General features: G+C 36.9%; 13 protein-coding genes. 9 read left to right on the top strand and 4 right to left on the bottom strand.

From position 1 onward, the window contains the following. The first annotated feature begins 31 nt into the window (after positions 1–31). Both A8L32_RS13785 and A8L32_RS13790 read left to right on the top strand, forming a co-directional pair. Positions 32–664 (top strand): hypothetical protein, encoded by a 633-nt coding sequence (locus A8L32_RS13785; RefSeq protein ID WP_066631324.1) that lies wholly within the window; start codon positions 32–34, stop codon positions 662–664. Positions 665–920: 256 nt separating this feature from the next. Further along, complete coding sequence (locus tag A8L32_RS13790) at positions 921–3,287, top strand: type IA DNA topoisomerase (protein ID WP_066631326.1); 2,367 nt, start codon at positions 921–923, stop codon at positions 3,285–3,287. 56 nt (positions 3,288–3,343) lie between these two features. Here the strand turns inward: A8L32_RS13790 and A8L32_RS13795 are convergent, their stop codons facing one another. Further along, positions 3,344–4,390: an energy transducer TonB gene (locus tag A8L32_RS13795; RefSeq protein ID WP_066631329.1), complete on the bottom strand. Its 1,047-nt coding sequence runs from the start codon at positions 4,388–4,390 to the stop codon at positions 3,344–3,346. Positions 4,391–4,435: 45 nt separating this feature from the next. Next, a complete protein-coding gene (locus A8L32_RS13800) occupies positions 4,436–5,593 on the bottom strand; it encodes a helix-turn-helix domain-containing protein (RefSeq protein WP_066631330.1) in 1,158 nt (385 codons plus the stop codon). Positions 5,594–5,918: 325 nt separating this feature from the next. On the opposite strand from A8L32_RS13800, the gene A8L32_RS13805 reads away from it, so the two are divergent. From A8L32_RS13805 to A8L32_RS13825, 5 genes are all read left to right on the top strand, one after another. Continuing rightward, positions 5,919–7,367 (top strand): arylsulfatase, encoded by a 1,449-nt coding sequence (locus A8L32_RS13805; RefSeq protein ID WP_066631332.1) that lies wholly within the window; start codon positions 5,919–5,921, stop codon positions 7,365–7,367. A gap of 194 nt (positions 7,368–7,561) precedes the next feature. Further along, positions 7,562–8,983 (top strand): arylsulfatase, encoded by a 1,422-nt coding sequence (locus A8L32_RS13810; protein ID WP_066631336.1) that lies wholly within the window; start codon positions 7,562–7,564, stop codon positions 8,981–8,983. 331 nt (positions 8,984–9,314) lie between these two features. After that, positions 9,315–12,341, top strand: a complete 3,027-nt coding sequence (locus A8L32_RS13815; protein WP_066631337.1) for a glycoside hydrolase family 2 TIM barrel-domain containing protein — start codon at positions 9,315–9,317, stop codon at positions 12,339–12,341. Between the two features lie 220 nt (positions 12,342–12,561). Next, positions 12,562–13,947 (top strand): arylsulfatase, encoded by a 1,386-nt coding sequence (locus tag A8L32_RS13820; RefSeq protein WP_066631338.1) that lies wholly within the window; start codon positions 12,562–12,564, stop codon positions 13,945–13,947. Positions 13,948–14,674: 727 nt separating this feature from the next. Next, positions 14,675–16,156 carry a T9SS type A sorting domain-containing protein gene (locus A8L32_RS13825; protein WP_066631344.1) on the top strand — a complete coding sequence of 494 codons (1,482 nt, stop codon included), beginning with the start codon at positions 14,675–14,677 and terminating at the stop codon, positions 16,154–16,156. 175 nt (positions 16,157–16,331) lie between these two features. Here A8L32_RS13825 and A8L32_RS13830 read toward each other — a convergent pair whose 3' ends face one another. Together A8L32_RS13830 and A8L32_RS13835 are read right to left on the bottom strand one after the other, a co-directional pair. After that, on the bottom strand, positions 16,332–16,832 hold the full coding sequence (locus A8L32_RS13830; protein WP_066631346.1) for a hypothetical protein: 501 nt from the start codon (positions 16,830–16,832) through the stop codon (positions 16,332–16,334). A 47-nt stretch (positions 16,833–16,879) separates the two neighbouring features. Then, positions 16,880–18,022: a hypothetical protein gene (locus A8L32_RS13835; RefSeq protein WP_066631348.1), complete on the bottom strand. Its 1,143-nt coding sequence runs from the start codon at positions 18,020–18,022 to the stop codon at positions 16,880–16,882. A gap of 265 nt (positions 18,023–18,287) precedes the next feature. Here A8L32_RS13835 and A8L32_RS13840 point away from each other — a divergent pair, with 265 nt between their 5' ends. Both A8L32_RS13840 and A8L32_RS13845 read left to right on the top strand, forming a co-directional pair. Continuing rightward, positions 18,288–20,699 carry a glycoside hydrolase family 88 protein gene (locus A8L32_RS13840; protein WP_071797471.1) on the top strand — a complete coding sequence of 804 codons (2,412 nt, stop codon included), beginning with the start codon at positions 18,288–18,290 and terminating at the stop codon, positions 20,697–20,699. 348 nt (positions 20,700–21,047) lie between these two features. After that, complete coding sequence (locus tag A8L32_RS13845) at positions 21,048–22,514, top strand: alpha-galactosidase (RefSeq protein WP_066631350.1); 1,467 nt, start codon at positions 21,048–21,050, stop codon at positions 22,512–22,514. The last annotated feature ends 20 nt before the right edge of the window (positions 22,515–22,534 follow it).

A 22,534-nucleotide genomic window follows, 5' to 3' on the forward strand; every position in this document is an offset into this window, starting at 1 on the left:
GATTGTAAAACAGAGTTTAAATAGATTGAACATGCTCGTAAGGATATATTATACTGTATTTGCTGTGGTATTACTTTTTAGTTCATGTAATAAACGTGATGACCTGATAATAACAACGGTGAATATGTATAATCATTATCGCCTGCATGGAACAAATCAGAATAGAGGAGAGTTTGAGATTAAATATTCAGTTCATAATCTTAATGATTCGGTTATTTGGCTTAAGGTGTTTGAATATTGTGGGCTTCAGGAAAGGTCTATTGAGGTAAGTAAAGAGTTGGGTAAAGAGATTTATGATACTTTAGATTATCAAAATTATTTTTTACAGCTAAAAGGGGACTCTTTTATAGATAGCTTGATAGAAACTAACGATGAGCATTTTGTTTTAGAAATGGAACGTGATTATTTAATTGATAACGATTCATTGAAAGTTATATCGTTTTACAGAATGCATGATGATTTGGATGGAGATAGTCGAATTTATTTTTCGCCAAGAGCAGGAATTATTGCCGAATATGCTATTTCAAATTTTCATGCATTAATTAGCACACGAGTTAATGATATTAAGTTAGAGAAGTATAGAATTGCACTAACGGAAAAGATGATTTCTGATACTACTTTTTTTCCAATTCCATCCGATCGAACTAAAACCTTTAAGAATTAGCCTTTATTAATTAAAGAAGTAAATCAAGCCCCAAAGGGTCGCAGTCAATAGCCCAGTCCTTTAGGGCTGGGTAAATCAATGTATATCAAACCGGCGCATCACATATTACTTTATTGGATGAAATTATTTGCGTCGAAAATTCTATAAACTTGAATCAAACAACTATTGATTTTTTTCGATTAGTAAGCTGGTAGAACTCATCCCTAACAATCATTTTTTATTATCTTCGTGCTTCCACAAAAAACAGGAATAAAGAATGCGCGTTTGTATTGCAGAGAAACCGAGTGTTGCAGGAGAAATAGCCAAAATTGTTGGTGCCACCGATAGAAAAGATGGATATTACGAAGGTAATAACTATCAGGTAACATGGACTTTTGGTCATTTATGCACACTCAAAGAACCGCATGATTACTTACCTGAATGGAAACGTTGGAACCTAGGAACGCTTCCTATTATACCTTCACAATTTGGCATTAAAGTCATCCCTAATAAAGGGGTAGAAAAACAGTTTAAAACCATTGAAACCCTAATGAAGACCGCCACCGAGGTGATAAACTGTGGTGATGCTGGGCAAGAGGGGGAAGTGATTCAGCGATGGGTTCTTCAAAAAGCAGGATGCAAAGCGCCATTGAAACGTTTATGGATTTCTTCCTTAACAGAAGAAGCAATTCGCGAAGGATTTCAGAAGTTATACGACAATGCTAAGTTCGACCCGTTATATGCTGCAGGTAGTTCGCGTGCCATTGGCGACTGGCTGTTAGGCATCAATGCTACTCGACTTTATACCATCAAATATAGTCAGCCCGGAACGGTATTATCTATCGGAAGGGTGCAAACGCCAAGTTTAGCCCTCATTGTAAACCGATATTTAGAGATTGAGAATTTTGTTCCGCAACCTTACTGGGAATTAAAAACGTTATATAAAGAGGTAACTTTTAACTCTACCAAAGGTAAATTTTCGAGTAAAGAGGAGGGAAGTTCAGCCTTAGAAAAGATAAAAGATAAACCTTTTGAGGTAACCGATTTTAGTCGTAAACCTGGAAAGGAAGCACCACCACGTTTGTACGATTTAACATCGCTGCAGGTAGAGTGCAATAAAAAGTTTGGCTTATCAGCCGATGAAACCTTAAAAGGAATTCAGTCGCTTTACGAGAAAAAGTTGACTACTTATCCGCGTGTAGATACCACTTATTTAAGTAATGATATTTATCCTAAAATAGAAGCTACATTAAAGGGCTTAAAGCAGTACAGTCAATTAGTTGAACCTTTGTTAGGAAAGAAAATACGTAAATCGAAAAAAGTATTTGATGATAAAAAGGTAACGGATCACCATGCAATTATTCCAACAGGGATGACTGCGCCGGAGCATCTTTCGAGGGATGAGAAGATTATTTACGATACGGTTGCACGTAGGTTTATAGCCAACTTTTATCCCGATTGTGAAGTTTCTACAACCACCATTTTAGGAAAGGTGGATGATGTAAATTTTAAAACATCAGGTAAGCAAGTATTAAAAGAAAATTGGCGTGAAGTATACAAGTCGGTATCTGGCAGAAAGGATACGGAGGACAACATATTACCTGAGTTTGTAAAAGGAGAGAGCGGTCCGCACGAACCAGATTTTCAGGAAAAGGAAACGCAGCCACCCAAGTATTACACCGAGGCAACCTTATTGCGAGCCATGGAAACGGCCGGCAAGCAAGTGGATGATGAGGAGTTAAGGGAGCTGATGAAGGAAAATGGAATTGGCCGACCTTCAACGCGTGCGAATATTATTGAAACCTTATTTAAGCGAAAGTATATTTATAAGGTTCGAAAAAATATATTACCTACGGCTATGGGCGTTAAGTTGATGGAATTTATCACCAACGATCTGCTAAAATCAGCCGAGCTAACGGGACTTTGGGAAAAGAAACTTCGAGATATCGAGAATGGAGAATACCAGGCTGGCGATTTTATGACGGAGCTTAAGCAGATGGTTTCTGACCTTGTTTTTCAGGTACGAAATGACTACACCAAAGGCAAAATCATTATAGAAGAAAACGACGAAAAAGAAATAAAACCCAAGCCCAAAGCTAAACCTAAAAAGGAGGTAGAGTTAAAATGTCCTAGATGTAAAGATGGTACGATGCTAAAAGGTAAATCTGCCTGGGGCTGTTCAGCTTATGCTACAGGCTGTAAAACTTTAATTCCGTTTGAGTTTTTAGGTAAAAAGATGACGGATAAGCAGGTAGAAGCCTTAATCTTAAAAGGTAAATCTCCAGCTATTAAGGGTTTTACTTTGGAAGGTAAAAAGGTAAACGGACAAGTCTGTTTTGATGATAATTTTGCCTTAAAACTTGAGGAAGAAGCGGCTAAAGAACTACTCTGCCCTAAATGTAAAACAGGTCATATCTTGGAAGGAAAATCTGCTTGGGGTTGCTCTAATTACAAAAACGGCTGTCGTGTATTAATTCCATTTGAATTTCTTAAAAAGAAGATTACCAAAGCCAATATGGAAGCACTTGTCTTCAAGGGCAAAACGAGTAAACTAAAAGGCTTTAGTCTATCGGAGGAAGAAACCGATATTGCTGGTTTTATCGATTGGGATGAAAATCATAATTTGAGGTTTAATAAAGGGTAAAATAGTGGGCAGTCTTCAGAAGGCAGTTCTCAACCCTTTAAAATATTATTTAATGCTTATTGGAAATTAAGATGAATGGGGATAAGGTAAAGCTGTTTGACCGGTTCTCCGTATAGGTAAGCAGGTTTCCACTTTGGCATCTGACTAACTATTTCAAGTACCTTTTTATCAATGCTAGGACTAATACCTTTTCTAATAATAGGATTTTCAACAGTACCATTATGCATAATCATGACCTGAACTAAAAGTTTTGTTCTAGTATTTTCAGAATCAATCGAATTAATGTTGAGTCGTTCTAGTATAAACTTCATTAGTTCTTGCTGTCCTCCAATATACTCAGCGTGAGAATTCCAGTTGTCAGTATTCTCTAAACTATCAGCAATAGATTTTGCTTCATCAAGAAAGTCGATACCATATTTTTTGTTAAGATTAAATATCATCACAGAATCATAGCATTCGTAAAACGCTGTAGAATCGGTAAAATACCAATCGATGTTGTAATATTTCTTTAATACATGTAGATAACTGTTTTCTGTTGGATAGAATGCAACTGAATGAAATGAATATTTCGATTCGAAGAAATCCAATTCAGCTATGGTAGATGCTTTCTCACAATCTTCCATTTCATGAATGTTCAAATTCTCAACTTTTCCATTAACAATATTACAATTCCATGATTTCGAGTAAATGTTGTTCCAATTTTTAACATTAAAACCTATATAAGTACCAAACTTTGCAATTATTTTACTAGTGTACCAACCTGCATAAACTTTCCCATTAATAACATTTTCTTTCCCAAAGATATCCTCTAGTTCATAATAATATTCTTCGCAACCGTTCATTAATTTAATTAAAAAAAGACTGTCTTTTTCAATTCTCCAAGTTCCAACATGGCCTCGCCAACAATCGCTTGACGTACAAAAATCATTATCAAAGCTAAAAATTCGACTTTTAATTACGGAATCAGTTTCCATTAAAGCCTCAAGAGGATAATAATCGATGAATAAAGTATCGGATTCATAGATTAATATATCAGCGCTTTGCTCTGTAGCATAAATAGAAAATGTAAAGAAGACTAGTAAGCAGGTAAATATGACTTTCATGATGGTTTGATAAAGTAGGGTAATCTAAAAACTAATAGCTAACAACTAATTACTTACAATTTCAATATCCACCAATTCACATTGTAAATCGGTTCGGCCAATACCTTCAACTTTAAAAAGGGCATTAAAATAGGAATGGCTATTGGGGAGGTTCTTATCGAACTCTTTTAGCCAGTCTTGGTTGGTGAAGTTCTTAACAGCTGCCAAAACCCCAATATCGTTGTTGCTGGCGAAGTAAATGATATGTTGTCCGCTATCTGTAAGCTTATTATAAGATACCATCACATAATCTTGACGTGAATTTTCGGTATGTGTTCCTCTAATACTTTTTCCTGTAAGGGCATTTACAATTTTGCTTCCATCGTATTTAAATTTCTCCGAATCCTTAAGGAAAATTCCACTTAGCACATCCATTGTTCTAAACGGACCAATGTAAATGATGTTATTATTCTTTAAATTATTGATGGTGGTTTCCGATTCCACTACCACCTTTAAATCTTTTTTATGCGAAGAGAACCATTGAGCTAGTTGAGCAGAACATACGGGTCCCATTTTAGTCATAAAGCTAAAAGGAGCTTTTTCGTAATTCGCTTCGATATTATCTTTTGTTTTTACAAAATCATCAAAATCCTTATCTGAATTTACTTCGTTGTGATATGTCACTATCCTTTCTTTGTTTTTCCCTTTACTTACCACCATAAAGTGGTCGCCAACACAACAAATGGTCGCTGTGTTACTCTTAAAAAAACTATCCCAGAAAAAGCTCTGTTTAAACTGTGGTTTAATCAATAAAAACAGCAAGATTAAAATGATGGGTACTGTAATATACAATCCTAGAAAGTGATGTAGTTTATTCGTTTTAGCAAGTGTATTATTCTTTTCAACGGAAAGATTATATTGTCCTTTTTTGATGGTAAAAACAATCTTGTCTTCAGCGCCTTCAGTTCTATAGTATTCCTCTAGTTTCTTCCTCAGGTTAAACATATAAACCCTAACCTTGCCATCGTATGAAACTGGCTGGTTTTTATCTCCAAACAACTCAAGCTCAAGCACAGATTCTTTTACATGCTCACCTTTTAGATAACATTCAACCAGAAATTTTAAGATTCGTATATTTCTTTCAGACCCAGCAAAAACCTTGCTTTCATCCATCGTTTTAATAGCTTCCCAAAGAATTTCTTCCGATATATTATTTGCCTGCATAATGCCTTCCTAGTTTGAAAATCAAATATAATATTTTTATCCATGGCTATAGAGAAGTTTGCTTTTAGGCAGGTTTTAAATACAAATAATACAACATCGTTTACACAGAGACACAAGATTTGAACCAAGGAGAACAAATGCAGGATGCTATTCTTAATGAAAAGTAAATCAATTAAATAAACACGTTATGATACCGTTTTTAACGGGGTGGTAAGGCGTTAATATCAATAACAATAGGTATTTTTGAATAAAGCAATTACGAAAAGAGTTGAAAGGATTATAGTATCCATTCATTAACCTAAAATATACTTAATACATATTAGTTATGAAATATACACTTTTATCAGTTTTAGCTGTTGTTTTGTTTTCGTGTGCAAGCAAAGGCGATAAATCAGAATCTACAAAGGAAATTAGCAAACCTAATATCATCTATATCTTGGCCGATGATTTAGGATATGGAGACTTAAGCTGTTATGGTCAAACAAAGTTTAATACGCCTAATATTGACAAACTAGCAGCTGCAGGAATGAAATTCACGCAGCATTATACGGGTTCTGCGGTTTGTGCTCCTTCGCGTTCTTCTTTAATGACAGGGCAGCACACAGGTCATACGCCAATTAGAGGAAATAAAGAACTAGAAGGCAGAGAGGGACAAACACCTATGCCTGCTTCTTCGGTTACCGTGGCTGAGTTATTAAAAGATGCGGGTTATGTAACGGGTGCTTTTGGTAAGTGGGGACTAGGTTTTATAGGCTCAGAAGGTGATGCAATAAATCAAGGATTTGATGTTTTTTTCGGGTATAACTGTCAGCGTATGGCGCATCGTTATTACCCAACTCATTTATGGAGTAATGATGAAAAGGTGATGTTAGAAGGTAATAATTGGACAAATACAGTTACCTACGCACCGGATGTTATTCAAGATGAAACCTTAAAGTTTATTGAGGACAATAAGGATAAGCCATTTTTTGCCTATGTACCATTAGTATTACCACATGCAGAATTAATCTCACCAGATGATTCATTATTAGCCAAGTTTAAAGGCAAATTTGAGGAAGTTCCAAAACTAGTTACCGATAGTTATACTTCTGATTATGGTCCTGATATTAATACCAAAGAGTATTGCTCACAAGAAACTCCTTATGCAGCTTTTGCTTCAATGGTGGTTCGTATGGATGTATATACAGGTCAGATTATGGATAAGTTAGAAGAGTTAGGCATTGCAGATAATACCATCATCATGTTTGCTAGCGATAACGGACCACATACTGAAGGAGGAGCTAATCCGGCATATTTTAATAGTGGTGGTGGTCTGCGAGGCGTTAAACGTGATTTATATGAAGGTGGTGTTCGTACTCCATTTGTGGTTTCGTGGCCTAATAAAATTAAAGCAGGAACTGTATCTGATCATATTTCTGCTTTTTGGGATGTACTACCAACCTGTGCTGATATTGTAGGAGTTGAAACTCCAAAGTCGGAAGTTGATGGTATTTCATTTTTACCAGAATTATTAGGAGAAAACAATCAGAAGGAACATGAGCATTTATACTGGGAGTTTAATACTCGTGGAGGTCGTAAAGCGGTAAGAATGGGAGACTGGAAAGGTGTTTTGTATGATATTAATAGCAAAAAACCACGAGCCATGGAGCTTTATAATTTAGCCGAAGATGTAGCTGAAACAAATAACATTGCAGATCAACATCCAGAAATCATTCAGCAAATGAAAGAAATTATGGAGAAAGAGCATGTTGATTCAGAGTTATTTCCAATTTAAGGAACTGTAAAAATGTAAATCAAGCCCCAAAGGGGCGAAAGCTAATAGCCTAGGGCATCGCCCTAGGTATATAAAAATGTAAATCGGGACAAGCACAAAACTCAGTTTTATGCAAAGGTATTTTGTGCCGTACATATCTGAAGTGTTAAGAGTAAGAACCTTGTGTAAATATTGGGATACAAAACATCTGTCAAATGAAAACACTACTAATAATAAGTCTGTTGGCAATAGCAACATGCCTTTCTGCAGGTAATAAAAAGAATCAAAGACCAAATATCATCTATATGTTAGCAGATGATGCTGGTTACGGAGATTTTAGTTGTTACGGACAAACGGCTTTTCAAACGCCTAACATTGATAAGTTAGCTGAGCAAGGCATGAAGTTTACTCAGCACTACAGTGGTTCTACAGTATGTGCGCCATCACGTTCTACTTTGCTAACGGGATTACATACAGGACATAGTCCAATTAGAGGAAATAAAGAATTGGATGGCGAAGGACAAACGCCTGTGCCAGCTGAGTATGTAACATTAGCTGAAATCCTGAAGGATAAAGGTTATGCAACAGGAGTCTTTGGTAAATGGGGTTTAGGTTATCCGGGTTCCGAAGGCGATGCCAATATGCAAGGTTTCGATGAGTTTTATGGTTATAACTGCCAGCGTTTGGCGCACCGTTATTATCCTCCTTATCTAAATCATAATCAAGATAAAGTTGATCTACCGGGTAATGATTGGACAAAAGCAATCACTTATGCGCCAGATTTAATTCAAGATCAAACGATTCAGTTTATTGAGGATAATGCCAAGAAACCATTCTTTGCTTACGTACCGTTTATTATGCCTCATGCCGAGTTAATTGCTCCAGATGATTCCATTTTACAAAGTTTTAAAGGAAAGTTTGAAGAGACACCTTATAGAGTAGAAGATGGATATGCATCAGATTATGGTCCAGATATTATTCCTAAAAAATACTGCTCGCAAGAATATCCTAAGGCGACTTTTGCGGCTATGATGGTTCGTATGGATTTTTACGTGGGGCAGATTGTTGAAAAGTTAGAAGAGCTAGGCATTACAGATAACACGATTATCATGTTTGCCAGCGATAACGGTCCACATGGAGCAGGAGGAGCAGACCCTGCCAACTTTAATAGTGCTGCTGGTTTTAAAGGCATGAAGCGTGATTTATACGAAGGTGGAATACGTACAGCTTTTATTGTAAAGTGGCCGGCTAAAATAAAAGCGGGTTCAAATTCCGATCATGTTTCGGCATTTTGGGATGTACTACCAACATGTGCTGAAGTTGTTGGAGCAGAAGTAAAATCAGAAACGGATGGTATTTCTTTCTTACCTGAATTGCTCGGCAAAAAAGGACAAAAACAACACGAATACTTGTATTGGGAGTTCAATAATAAAGGAGGTAAGAAAGCTGTGAGAATGGGAGATTGGAAAGGCGTGATATATAAACTCAATAAAGGCAATGCTAAGCTTGAGTTGTATAATCTTGCTACAGATAAGGAAGAAAAGAATAACGTTGCCAAACAGCACCCCGAAGTTGTCGATCAAATTTTACAAATTATGAAAGAGGCGCATGTCGATAATGAGCTGTTCCCAATATAATATTTGCTTTTAAAGCCCGATTTCTGCGTTATTTTTGCAACGAAAACAGTCATTTACAAATAGTAAACTCCTTTATTTTCGTTGCTTCGAAAGCCTTGAACTCGAACTTTAGAATTCAAATACACTTATTTTTAGATGTAAATAATGCCCTGTAGGGGATAAATAAATTAGCCTAGGGCAAGGCCTTAGGTATAAGAAAGGCGCAAAGCGGCACAATCACATAGTTCAAAATATAGCTATAGTTCATTTTGTGCCGAAACTAACTAAACAAAAAGAAATAATCACTCAAGTTTCACTCCAAGTAAAGCTTTGAGTATTGTACTTATAAGAAATGAAAAATCTACTATTATTAATTGCTCTTGTGTTGTCTTTCAACGCTGTGGCTAGAGAAAGAATTAGCTTTAACCAAAGCTGGAAATTCAAACTTGGTGATCATCCAGGAGCGGAGGCTGTAAAGTATAACGATGCGGATTGGCGGGTATTAAATGTGCCGCACGATTGGAGTATTGAAGGAGAATACAGCGAGGATAATGCCATGGGCGATCAGTGTGGATATTTACCTGCTGGTATTGGGTGGTATAGAAAAACCATTGAGGTGCCTGCAAGTTGGAAAGGGAAACATGTTGAGGTAGCCTTCGATGGGGTATTTATGAATAGCGAAGTATATGCCAACGGTAAAAAACTAGGACTAAGACCTTATGGTTGGATATCGTTTGCCTACGATATTAGCGAAGAAGTCAAAAACGCTGATAAAATCACCTTTGCCGTAAAAGTGGATAACGACAAACAACCTTCTGCACGTTGGTATACCGGAAGCGGAATTTATGCCAATACATGGATTGATATAAAAGAGAATACGTTTATTGCTAGAGATGGTATTTTCGTCAGAACAGAAGGAAATAAAGTTACTATCGATACCGAAGTATTTAATAAGCAAGCAAAATCTGCAAAGTCTTCAGTAGTATCTTCTATTAAAGATGCGGATGGAAATGTTGTAGAAACTGCAACAAGCAAGGTAAAAATTGAAGGAGATCAATTGGTTCAGCAAATGATAACCTTATCTAATCCACACCTTTGGTCTGTAGAGAATCCGTATTTATACACGCTAGTTACAGAATTAAAAGTTGGTAAGAAAACACTCGATAAAGTAGAAACACGTTTTGGTGTACGCGATGTAGAGTGGAAGCCAGAAACGGGTATGTGGATCAACGGTAAAAACGTAAAGATGCAAGGAATCTGTAATCATCAGGATGCAGGAGCATTAGGAGCTGCAGTGCCTGATAAGATTTTGCGTTTTCGTATTCAGCAATTAAAGGATATGGGTGTAAATGCCATTCGTACTGCACATAATCCGCAAACGCCGCAGTTTTACGATATGTGTGATGAGATGGGGATGTTAGTGATGGATGAAATCTTTGATGGTTGGATGAAGAAAGCAGCTAACGATTATGGGGCGCATTCATTTGATGAGTGGTGGAAGACAGATGTAAAAGATTGGATCAAACGCGATCGTAATCATCCTTCTATAATAATTTATAGTGTGGGTAATGAAACGCGTGGAGAAGTAGGTAAGGATTTAGTAGCACAATGTCATAAGTATGATAATACACGTCCGGTTACCTCTGGTCACTCAGCATCGGAATATATGGATGTACACGGTGTAAATGGTAGTAGCGAGAAGATGGGCTGGTTCGATGAAATGGAGAAAGACCGTGTTTTTATTGGAACGGAGAATACACACACTTGGCAGGTTCGTGGTTTTTATCGTACCCAAACTTGGTATAGAGATGGATATCCTAATAAACGCCAAAAACCATATTATTATCCTGACTTAACAGAGGAAGAAATATTTACTTACGATTGGACAAATGCTGCTGGAAGAAAAAACTTTAAACAGATTTTTAATTCGAGTTACGATAATGCGATGGTTCGTTTAACCTCGCGCCAGAATATTGAGCAGTTACGCGATATACCGTATTATGCTGGTTCGTTCCGTTGGACGGGGCACGATTATATTGGAGAAGCAGGTTATGTGCATGGTGGTTGGCCTTTTAAATCGTTTATGGGCGGAGCTATTGATATGGCCAACTTCGAAAAGGATTTATTTTACCTATACCAAAGCCAATGGACTAGCAAACCAATGGTTCATATATTGCCACACTGGACACATCCTACTTTAAAAGAAGGAACGGAGATTCCTGTTTGGGTATATTCTAATTGTGAGGAAGTGGAGTTGTTCTTTAACGATAAGTCGTTGGGTAAACAAAAGCCAGGTAAGTCGTGGGATAAAATGCAATGCCAATGGATGGTGGGGTATAAGCCCGGAACGTTAAAGGCTGTAGCTTATAATAATGGCAAGGTAATCGCCGAAAAAGTGATTAGAACAGCTGATGCGCCAACTCAAAACTTACTTTCTATCGATGGTGAGGGAATGGCCAACAAAACTGGAGATATCGTTCAGGTGCGCGCGACTGCAGCGGATGCAAAGGGTGAGTTTTATCCTTACGGAGAAAACAGAACGCACTTTTACGTGATAGGAGCAGGATATATTAGAGCGTTGGATAACGGAAGTCCTATAGATGTTGAGAAGCATTTTGAGGCAAAGGATAGAATTGCCTTCTATGGATTAACCCGTGCTTATGTAGAATCGACTGATGATAATGGTGATATAAATCTATTGGCCAGTTGCATTTTGGGTGAGAAAAAACAAGAGACTTCAAATAAAGTAAGTATCGATACTAAAATATTAAACCTACGAGGAGCTAAAGCTAAAGCAGATATCAAAGTATATTATACTACCGATGGAAGTAAGGCAACACAATCATCTAAACTTTATAAAGGAGCCTTTGAGGTGGAGTTAGGATGCACGGTAAAAGCCTTGGTGGTTTTAAATGGCAAGCCAGTTCAAAGCATGGAAGAGCGCTTTGCCATGGACGAAGGATTTGTGTTTGATGGCGTTGCGGTTGCGGCTAACTTAGGCGGTAATCAAGCCGAAGATGCTTCATACGCCATCGCAAATGTGAATAATCTCGGAAAGGGTTTTAATGGTAAAGGATATCTCGATTTTGGTAGAAATGCCGGAGGTTGGGTTGAGTGGTATCAGGAAAATGATGGTAGCCCAGGCGAGTTCGAATTGAAGATAAGATATAGCGCCTTTGATAAGATCAGGCCTACATACAAAGTTAAGTTGAGTATCAATGGCAAGGATCAGATAATTGCTTTACCCGCCAATGGTGCTTACAGAAAAACTTGGCAAGTATATAGTGTTAAAGCCAACTTAGGCTTTGGAGCCAATACCATTAAAATAACAGCCCTAGAAGATGATGGCTTATGTATTGATGAGTTGGTAGTGGAGTAAATGTCTATATATTATTCTCCTCTTTTTAAAGAAGAGAGCTGGTTGCTATTTATTAAAGATGTAAATATGCCCTGAAAGGGCTACATATAATAGCCTAGGGCATCGCCCTAGGGGGTGAAAAAAGGATATATCGACGCATCAATAATGTAAGATTTATACAAAAAAGCTTTGCGTCGGAAACTAAATAACAATATTAAAAACCGTATAAATTTAATTCAATATGAAGGTGTACAAAAGAATATCAGTTTTGCTTTTGCTATCTGTGACATTATTTAGCTGTCAGCAAAAAGCAGAAAAGAAGGAAGTAAAAAAGCCCAATATCCTGTTTTTGTTAGCAGATGATTTAGGTTACGGCGAATTAGGCTGTTACGGACAAAAAGTTATTAAAACACCTGTATTGGATAATATGGCTGCCGAGGGAATTCGTTTTACTAACTTTTACGCTGGTAACCCGGTTTGTTCACCTTCCAGAGCAGTATTGATGACAGGAATTCATTCAGGTAACAATGCTATTAGAGGCAATAAAGGCGAGTTTGACAGAGGTTTTGATAGGGTAGCCCTGCGCAAAACCGATGTTACTTTGGCGGAGATGTTAAAAGGAGCTGGTTATCAAACAGGTTTTGTGGGTAAATGGCACATGGAAGATCCTAACGACTTAAGCACATGGGCTTATAACCGAGGTTTCGATTATGCGGCTCAGGAGCAATGGAGTTCGCCATTTGGAGGTGCAAAATACACGGTCGATTGGGAATATATCAATGGATTACAGGATTCTGTATTTTATAATATGGATGATTTTAACTGTAAGGATGAATTCCGAACAAACCTTGCTTTCGACTATCTGGATAAGATCAATAAAGACGAACCGTTCTTTTTATTTATGAGTTATAGAGCGCCACATGCTCACGAGTATGACTTAGGTAACAAAACTTTATATGCCGATAAAGGTTGGCCCGATGTAGAGCGTCGTCATGCAGCAAAAATTACTTTGCTAGATAAACAAATCGGTCGTATGCTTAAAAAACTGGAAGAGATGGGCGAGTTAGATAATACGCTAATCCTATTTACCAGCGATAACGGACCAACAGGAGAAGGCGGTCACGATTATGAGTTCTTTAATAGTAATGGCGATTTACAAGGATACAAACGCGATACTTATGAAGGAGGTATTCGCGTTCCTACCATGGCTTGGTGGAAAGGAAAAATTAAAGCTGGAACGGTTTCTGACTTTATTGGAAGCGGACAAGATTTTATGGCTACATTAGCTGAGGTAGTAGGTGTCGAAAAACCAAAACAGGCCAATGGGATTTCTATTTTGCCTGTTCTTACGGGCGGAGAGGAACCTAAGAGAGAGTTCTTAAATTGGGAGTTTTTTAAGCCTTCGCATGCCGCTGATGGTTTTCGTCAGGCGGTACGTATTGACAATATGAAGGCCGTTCGTTACGGAGTAGATAATCCTATTGAGTTGTACGATTTAGATAAGGATATCTCGGAAGCAAATAACGTAGCATCGCAGTACCCAGAGTTGATTAAGCGAGTGGATAAAATCTTTAAAGAGGAAAGAACAGCCAATGAGCACTTCCCATATGGAGGTTATAAAAAATAGTTTGTAAATATCGTTTGCCCGGTAGATATTGAAATGCGATAAGTGTATCAGTATAAGATATGTTTATGGCATTTCTTGTAAATAATAGAATCACCCATGATACATATGTTCATGATCGGAAAAACCATTTTTTTTAAGTGATAAACATCTGCAAAAACCATCAAAATCAAAAAAATATCACACGAGCATACAGGGAATTCGCCTGTAAACAAAATAAAGTTGCAAGTCGAGCTCCCGACATCAGCAACGTAGCTTGGGACCCACATTTCTTGATATTGAGAAGACAGAATTGGAACGAAGTGGAAATCATGAACTCCAAAAATATAGCTTTGTGAACTAAAGTTGTTTGAGCGTTAGCGAGTTCTTTCTGTCTCAAAAGCAAGAAAATTGTGGGTAAGCGAGTGCTGCAGTCGGCGGACTTTTTGTCCACTTTTTTGACTGCAGAAAAAAGTGGAAGCCTTGCGGCTCGAGCCTAGAAAAGCATTGTTTCATAGAAAAATGTATTTTCTATTTTAAAAGCAATTTCCCTGCACGAACATATGTTTAAAGCTTCTCCAAGCTAATTTTTACCCAATAAACATCTGTTAACGAGTACAGGAAGGTATGTATGTCGGCTCTATCTGTTAATGTGTAGTGGTTTTTCCTGTAACGAACATTGTACAAACCCATAGGAACATAGTAGTCCTGCGCTTTTATTTCCTTTATATCAAACAATTAAAACAGAGTGATGATACAAAAATATACATTTATATTATTAATAGCTGCAAGTTTGGGTTTGCAAGCTATGGCTCAAAATGAAGCCGATTTTTACACCGAACCTAGCACTTATGGGGTAGTTAAAAATCTGGTTGATGATTACCATGCCGATGGCTCGGATGACGAAGATGACAGCGCGGCGCTTCGTAGTGCAATTGCTGATGTTACGGCTACTACCAATGGAGGTAAAATTATAATTCCGGCTGGTACTTATTATTTCACAGATGTCCAGATGAACTCCAATGTTCATATCGAAATAAATAAGGATGCTATTATTAAACCAGCACCTGTATCAGACACCAAAAACCACCGTATTTTCGATTTTACCAACAGTAGCAAAGTAATTAAAAACGTGAGTATACAAGGTGTAGACGGCAGTTTTACCGTAGATTTACGAAACCTAAGCAATAAGAATTTTGCGGTAGTACGTTTTAATAATGCGGAGAATTTTCTGCTTTCAAATTTTATTGTTCAGGATGATATTACCAAATTTTCGTGTGTAACGTTTGGATATGGAAAAATTGGAGATACCTATTATTCTCCCACCAATGGTGTAATTAAAAATCTAACCGCTTACAATCAGCATTATGGTTACGGAGTAATTCAGTCGCAGGCTTCGGTTAATGTGTTGTTTAAAAACTTATGGGGCGATGGAGGTGTAACACTGCGTTTAGAAACAGGCTACGATAAAATGAATGAGCTACAAGTGGGCGGAAATTTTGATACCTACGGGCGCGATATTTACTGTGAAAATGGAAATGCTGCTTATATGATGTCGCCACATGCCATTCAAAACGGACATGTAGATATTGATGGAGTTACTGCGGTTAATTGTGGTTTTGCTGTGCGAATTGGCGATGGTTATGTAAAAAAAGATCAGGAAGAAATACCCGGTATTCAACCCGGAACCTACGCCAGTACAAGCGTTGTTAAAAACGTTACGGCCACCTATGGAGCCACTGCTCAGGTAAAAAGCAAACACTTTAAATACATGCCTTGTGTTTTGCGTTCTTTAATTGCGGAGGATTATAATCCAGATGGAGAGAGTTATTCTGCACCTGCTATTTCTGCCGTAATAAATACCGCAGAACATGCCGCAGAAGGGACTTATCATGTTGAAACAACTAATGTAAGCAATATCGGTTTTGCCGAGCAGCCACATGCTATCGTATACTATGAAGTAGATTGCGATGAAAACAGCATAGCAAACAACCAATATTCAAAAAGCATTAAGGTTTTTCCTAATCCCTTTAAGCAGTCATTTACAGTTGATGTTGAGCATGACTTCGATTTTAATGAAATTCAGATATTGAATATGCATGGCAAAATTGTGCATTCAGAATCCTTTGTAGGCAGCACACAAAATCTTCAGGTTGACTTAGCCAAAGGAATGTACTGTGTAAAACTAATAGGCAAAAACAAAGTGGGCGTAAAAACAATCATTAAAAATTAAATTTCCTACGCTACTCGTTAGGTGAATATGTACATGTAGTGGATATTCACTTTATGAGTAGTTCAATATAAACATCTATTTCGCTTTCAGATTTATTCTAAATATTGAATTAATTGTTGTGTGTTCGAAGAGTACAAAAGATGTAAATTTATATTGATTACTCATAGGATAATAGTTATAAAACTCGGTCTAGATAATTCCATGAATGAAAGAGTATATTAATCAATAGTACAATGGAAATTCCTATAAGAATACTGACTTTTTCTAACTTTAAGATGTTGATATTCTTTTCAGGGAATCTGTATTTCTTTTGAAGTATAAAAAAATATAAAAATAAACCCAGCGGAGCAATCAAGAATAGATAAAGGTTCTGGTCAGTCCATAATACTTCATATCTTGTTAGTAAGTATTGATTTGCTGGATACAACATGATTAATGTTCCAGTAAGCTTGTAGAGTAAAACGGAACGCCTATCATGTTTGAATAAATAATACCCGGATGAGATTAAAAGAATGCCCATAATAAATTGATAAATTAAAGATATCATGGGTGTCATAACAAGGAATAGAATACTTGAGAAATTATAGGCATAAATATACCATGCTGACTCAAGTAATAACTTTATTCCTATAATGATTGAAAAGAAAGCAGTAAATATTTCAATTCTACTTCTCATATGCTTAATCTCCTATTAATTATTTCGCTCCCCATCGCATGGGGAGATTAAAAAGGTACTACCCATAATAACTCCATTTTTAAGCTGGTTCTTTCTCTCCCATGAGCTTTAAATAAAGCAGTGAAGTATTTGTGATTTTCCAGATACTGATTGGTAAAATACTTTACAGAATCCTTATTGGTGAAGTATTCTATGGAAGCTGATACGCCCATATCATGATTAGAGAAAAATACAAAATGCTTAGTACCCATTGGGCCTGGATATTTTGATACGATGGCGTAATCTGTTATTTTCTCTGTAGACGAAATATTCAATATGGTGTCATTCTTATTAGGTAAACCTTTAACTTCTAAGGTATATCTGCCTACATTAAAATGTTCATTGGCATCATTAAACAAAGGAATAAATTTGTTTTTTGTAAGTAGTGGACCTGCATAAATAGCGTTTCCATTTTTAATATCGTCTAATGAGGTGTTTGAATTAAACTTGATATCAAACTCTTTATTGTATGGAGTAAATAGTTGCGAAATGTTGCGAGAGGCAAATACGCCCATGCCAGTAAAGTATTGGTAATGTGCAGGAAATAGCTCTTCTTTTAACTCAGGTTTTTGCTCTAACAAAGAATAATACTCTTCTATGGAGTTAACCGTATAATCTCTGGTAAAACCATCGCTTCCCGTGATGGTTTTACCCTTCATACCAAAGGCATCACCAATAAATAGCGTTACAGATTTATCTTTATAGAGAAAATCTTTCCATATCCTGGGTTTTCTAGGTGGAATTTTATCAATGAGCAAGAGTAAAATAATCAAGGATAGTAATGCATAACCACCTACGTCCTTTAAGTTAAAGGTATTGGTTTTAGGCTTTACCTTTTTCTCAAACCTAATGCTATATTGCCCTTTATCAATTTTAACTATCCAAGTATTGTCTTTACCATCATCTTCGTAATAACTACTCAGCTTTTTTCGAAGATTGTACATACTCACTCTCACACGAGTATTCGACTTGTCTGATTTTCCTTTTTTACCGAAAAATTCCAAATCAATAATATCCTCTTTTAAAAAAGTATCTTCTATTTCGGCCTTTACTAAGTATTTTAAAAGTGCCGAGCTAGTTGTTGCTTTCTGAAAAGTTTTACTTTTTATAATATCATTAATTAAGGCCAGTTTCTCTTCTTTTGATAGCATTCTATTCTGTTTGTCTGTCTGCTTAGTTTAAATATGCTAAGATGCCATTGTTTTTAGCTTCTGTTTTGTAACTTAAACTATTTTAGCTTTTTAAGTAATTTATTAACCGTTACAAGTACCGTTACAGCAAGGTTAAAGATAGTATGATTTATCTGATTTAGCTTTATTTGTTCAGAGATTAAATAATGAGGACCTTATCCAATATGGATTAACCCCAATATAATATTATACATAAAAGCCTATTTAGTAATTATATATTAAGTCTATGAAATTGAAATTATCTTTATTACTACTGTCTGTTGTGGCACTTTTTTCGTGCAGCAATAAACAAGAAGTTCCATCCTCTCAAGAGGTATTTGATTTAACCAAAAAAGTAGCCAATTGGCAATTAGAAACTTGGGAAGATCAAGGTAAGTACAGGGCTTTACCTCCCAAAGAAGACCGTAAAAAGTGGCATCATCGTAACCAATATCACGATTTAGAATGGTTAGGGGGAGCATTCTATGCAGGTCTATACCAGTTCTCAGAAATTGATGATAGTAACAAATACGAAGATTGGTTGACGGAATTGGGTATGAAGTATCAATGGAAACTGCACGACAGAAAGTATCATGCAGATGACCATACAGTGGGGCAGTTTTATTTGAGTATGTATAACCTCACTCATAAAGGTTTTATGTTACGTCCTACCATGAAGCAGTTCAATCAGATTATGACTGGTGATAAAAAAGATGATTATCATTGGGATTGGTGCGATGCATTGTTTATGGCTCCACCTGTTTGGGCTCGTTTAGCCAAGGTAACAAGTTTAAAAAAGTATTTGAATTACATGGATAAGCAGTATCACATGACTTATGATGAATTATGGGATGCGGAAGAGCAATTATTTTTTAGAGACAAAAGTTATTTTGATAAGAAAGAAAAAAATGGAGAAAAAATATTCTGGTCGCGTGGTAATGGCTGGGTGTTTGGTGGATTGGCATTGATGATTCCTGATTTACCTAAAACTTGGGATGGAAGAGATTTCTACGTTGATATTTTCCAGAAAATGGCAGAGACCTTAAAAAGAACTCAACGCGCAGATGGAACTTGGTCAGCAGGATTGTTAGGCGATGTGAAGGATTATCCGAATATTGAAACCAGCGGAACGGGATTTTTTACTTTTGGACTAGCATGGGGAATTAATAATGGTATTCTGGATAAAGAAATCTATGAACCTGTGTTATTGAAAGCATGGAGTACTTTGGCAAGTGCAGTTACCGAAGAGGGAATGGTAGGCTATGTTCAACCCGTTGGAGCTGCTCCAGGTTTAAGTTACCCAGATTATACCGAAGTTTATGGTACAGGAGCTTTTTTAGCTGCAGGAACAGAAATGTATAAGTATATAGAACAGTTTTACCCTTCGCAAGATAAGGAAGAGACGGTGGTAGACTATACTACTTTTATGACCAATGGCGGTTGGTGTTGGTACCAGGATCCACGTGCTATCATCAATGATGGAAAACTAATTATTGCTGGATTAGATGGACAAAACGGAGATGTAAATTTAGGGGTTTACGATTTATTGGGTGATAGTGTGCAAGGTCAAGTTACTTTGCACAAAGAGCTTCAGGTGGACGATCATGATGTTCCTGCTTTATATGCTCGCAGCGACAATAGTATTTTGGCGGTTTGGGCTAAGCATGGGAATGAAAAAATCCATTATTACAATATTTCATCTTCTGATGATTATTTGCAGTGGGGCGAAAGAATGCAACATAATCATGAGTACGATGACCATAGAGGGGTGACTTATATGAACCTTTATTATTTAAAAAATGAAGGCAAGTTATATAACTTATATCGTGATGGGGAAACCTATAATCCAGCATTTATTACTTCTGATGATGAAGGAAAAACTTGGGGTAACAGAACTCATTTTATAGCCAATGATGTAACTGGTCGTCAGCGTCCTTATTGTAGATATGCTCAACCAGATGAAAATACGATTGGTATTTCATATACCGATGCGCATCCGCGTCAGTACGGAAATAGCGTTTATTATGCGCAGTATAGAGATAGTGCATTTTACACTGTGGATGGAACTAAGATAAAGGATTTAAAGGATGGTCCATTGCGCACATCTGAAGGAGAAAAAATTTATAAGGGAAGCGAAACTAAATTGAAACCAGCTGGTTGCGAAAGTGTACCTAATAGTGGTTGGACTTGTGCCATGGGACAAGACGCAAATGGAAATCCTCATATTGGATATTCTTTGTATTTAAGCAATAGTGACCATCGTTACAGAATTGCCTCATGGGATGGAGAAAAATGGAACGATAGAGAAATTGCCTATGCAGGAAACTGCTTGTATTATGTAGAAAGCTCGTATACTGGCCTCATGGCTTTTGACCCAGAAGATCCTACTAAAGTGTATATTTCAACGGATGTAAATCCTTCAACGGGAGAAGATTTGGGAGGTAAACACGAAATTTATGGTGCCACTATTGGTGCAAGCGACGATATTTCAAACATTCCATGGGAAGCTATTACATCAGGTTCAACACAACGTAATATCCGACCAATCGTTGTGGCCAAGGAAGGTTATAAAGCTTTATTGTGGTTACATGGAGACTGGAACACTTTTGTTAATTATGATGTAAATGTTGTTGGTAAGGTTTTAGAATTTCCTAAATAAGGGATAGTAGAACTCTCATAAACGAAGTTGATTTATTGGAGAATAGTAATTTCTATTCGCTCCAAAAAAAAAGTTTAGTTATAGCGCATTTTTTTAACTTCTAGAGTTGAAAAATGCGCTATTTTTTTTGGGGTTTATATTTTACTTTTTTACTGATTGATCTTAGCGTAAAATCCGACTTGTCAAAAGACGATAAATCAAGAAGCTTTTGCACAATGAGTTTTTATAGGGTTCTAGAAGTTGTATTTTTTAAAATTGTACGCAAACACACATGTAATGTACTCCCATATATCTAAAAAATCTTCTTAACTACCATCTTTAGCTAAGTAAATACATGAAAAGTTAAAGATGACAAATAGACGAAGTTTTATAAAAAAAGCAGGTTTAGGAATGGCAGGAATTGGAATGGCAAATGCTGTTTCGGCTCAAACGCCACAAAAATCTAAAATAGAAAAGTCGGAAGATGGTTATGCTACAGGAAGCATTGCAAAAGCCAAACGCGATATTGAGAAGGTTCAAATAAAGGTTCAGGCACCATTGCTAGTTCCGTATAACAGCTCTGGCAAACCCGAAGAAAAAGGGACAGGTTATAACTTTTTGCGGAGTGAGGCCTTTGCGCACAATCCCTTTACTATTAATTGTGGTGGAATTTCAGGTTCACCTGTTGTAATGGATGCCAACGGGAAGTTTGTTGGGTTTATGACCACCTTTGGTTTAGAGCATTCTGTATTTGAGTTTGATGGCAAGGAAACGTTAACCATTTATGTTCCTGAGGGGCAAGAATTGTATATAGACGAAAGTGGAAAAGGAGATGAAGCCTGGAAAGAATACAATACCCTGATGTTTGAAAAGCTCAGGTTTATGCCCCTTAAAACTGTTCCTAAATTTTGGGAAGATGTTGAATATTGCACTTGGGTAGAACAGAAAATACAATCCAAAGTACGGAGAGGTCATTTTAAATTATTAACCCACGATTTTGTAAAGGATTATTTGGATAAAGTCATCGCTTTGGGATATCCTAAAGGTAAGATGACGTTGGATCACGGTTGGGGTTTATTTCCTGATGGCAGCATTGAATCAGGTTTTGGTTCATGGGTTCCAGACCCAAAGACCTTTCCAAATTTTGCGAAGACTATGGGGATGATTCAGGAGAAAGGTTTTACACCTGGGTTATGGATTGCTTTTCCGAAGATTCATCACAACTCTACCTATGCGAAAAAGTATCCCGATATGTTGGGCGATTGGCGTTCAACCAAAGCATCCGATCCTAAAGCAGAACGTTGGTTAAATCCTCGAGCAGATATTTATGAATTTGCCGCAGAAGTGATTTATCGTTATTATAAAATGGGCGTGATGAAGTTTAAAATCGATATGTCTTATAACACCAAGTCCGACATGATTTTTATTCATAAAGAGCTTTATCGAGCAGCCAAAGATATTGACAAGAATATTGAGATGGAGTTTCATGTACCTGATATCTTCTTTGCCAAACATGCCGATGTTATCAGAACCAATGATATTTGGATTAATAACAAGTATGACTGGCCATCCCGCGTAAAAATGCACTACGAAGTAAGTTTAAAATCGTGCCCTGGCCGTGGTATTAATCTCGACCATATTGGAGGAAACGATACAGCAGGGATTACGGAAGAAAAGTGGTTACAACATTTAGCCATGTATAAAGGAAAAACTGGATATCCTTTGGTCTCTGTTTTACCACATCATTTCGGTCAAAAATGTATCGATAAAACTGGTGAGTACCTATGGGATTATCATAAAAATGGAAGAAAGATAATTTCTGATTTTTATAAATAAGCAACGAAGAAGCTACTTTA

Origin of the sequence: Labilibacter marinus, assembly GCF_001659685.2 — a bacterium.
GTDB classification, from domain to species: Bacteria; Bacteroidota; Bacteroidia; order Bacteroidales; family Marinilabiliaceae; genus Saccharicrinis; species Saccharicrinis marinus.

Coding starts and splice junctions, on each gene's coding strand:
- A8L32_RS13800 (WP_066631330.1), bottom strand. CDS start 5,593: ATGCAGGCAAATAATATATCGGAAGAAATTCTTTGGGAAGCTATTAAA.
- A8L32_RS13810 (WP_066631336.1), top strand. CDS start 7,562: ATGAAAACACTACTAATAATAAGTCTGTTGGCAATAGCAACATGCCTT.
- A8L32_RS13820 (WP_066631338.1), top strand. CDS start 12,562: ATGAAGGTGTACAAAAGAATATCAGTTTTGCTTTTGCTATCTGTGACA.
- A8L32_RS13840 (WP_071797471.1), top strand. CDS start 18,288: ATGAAATTGAAATTATCTTTATTACTACTGTCTGTTGTGGCACTTTTT.
- A8L32_RS13795 (WP_066631329.1), bottom strand. CDS start 4,390: ATGAAAGTCATATTTACCTGCTTACTAGTCTTCTTTACATTTTCTATT.
- A8L32_RS13805 (WP_066631332.1), top strand. CDS start 5,919: ATGAAATATACACTTTTATCAGTTTTAGCTGTTGTTTTGTTTTCGTGT.
- A8L32_RS13845 (WP_066631350.1), top strand. CDS start 21,048: ATGACAAATAGACGAAGTTTTATAAAAAAAGCAGGTTTAGGAATGGCA.
- A8L32_RS13830 (WP_066631346.1), bottom strand. CDS start 16,832: ATGAGAAGTAGAATTGAAATATTTACTGCTTTCTTTTCAATCATTATA.
- A8L32_RS13815 (WP_066631337.1), top strand. CDS start 9,315: ATGAAAAATCTACTATTATTAATTGCTCTTGTGTTGTCTTTCAACGCT.
- A8L32_RS13825 (WP_066631344.1), top strand. CDS start 14,675: ATGATACAAAAATATACATTTATATTATTAATAGCTGCAAGTTTGGGT.
- A8L32_RS13790 (WP_066631326.1), top strand. CDS start 921: ATGCGCGTTTGTATTGCAGAGAAACCGAGTGTTGCAGGAGAAATAGCC.
- A8L32_RS13785 (WP_066631324.1), top strand. CDS start 32: ATGCTCGTAAGGATATATTATACTGTATTTGCTGTGGTATTACTTTTT.
- A8L32_RS13835 (WP_066631348.1), bottom strand. CDS start 18,022: ATGCTATCAAAAGAAGAGAAACTGGCCTTAATTAATGATATTATAAAA.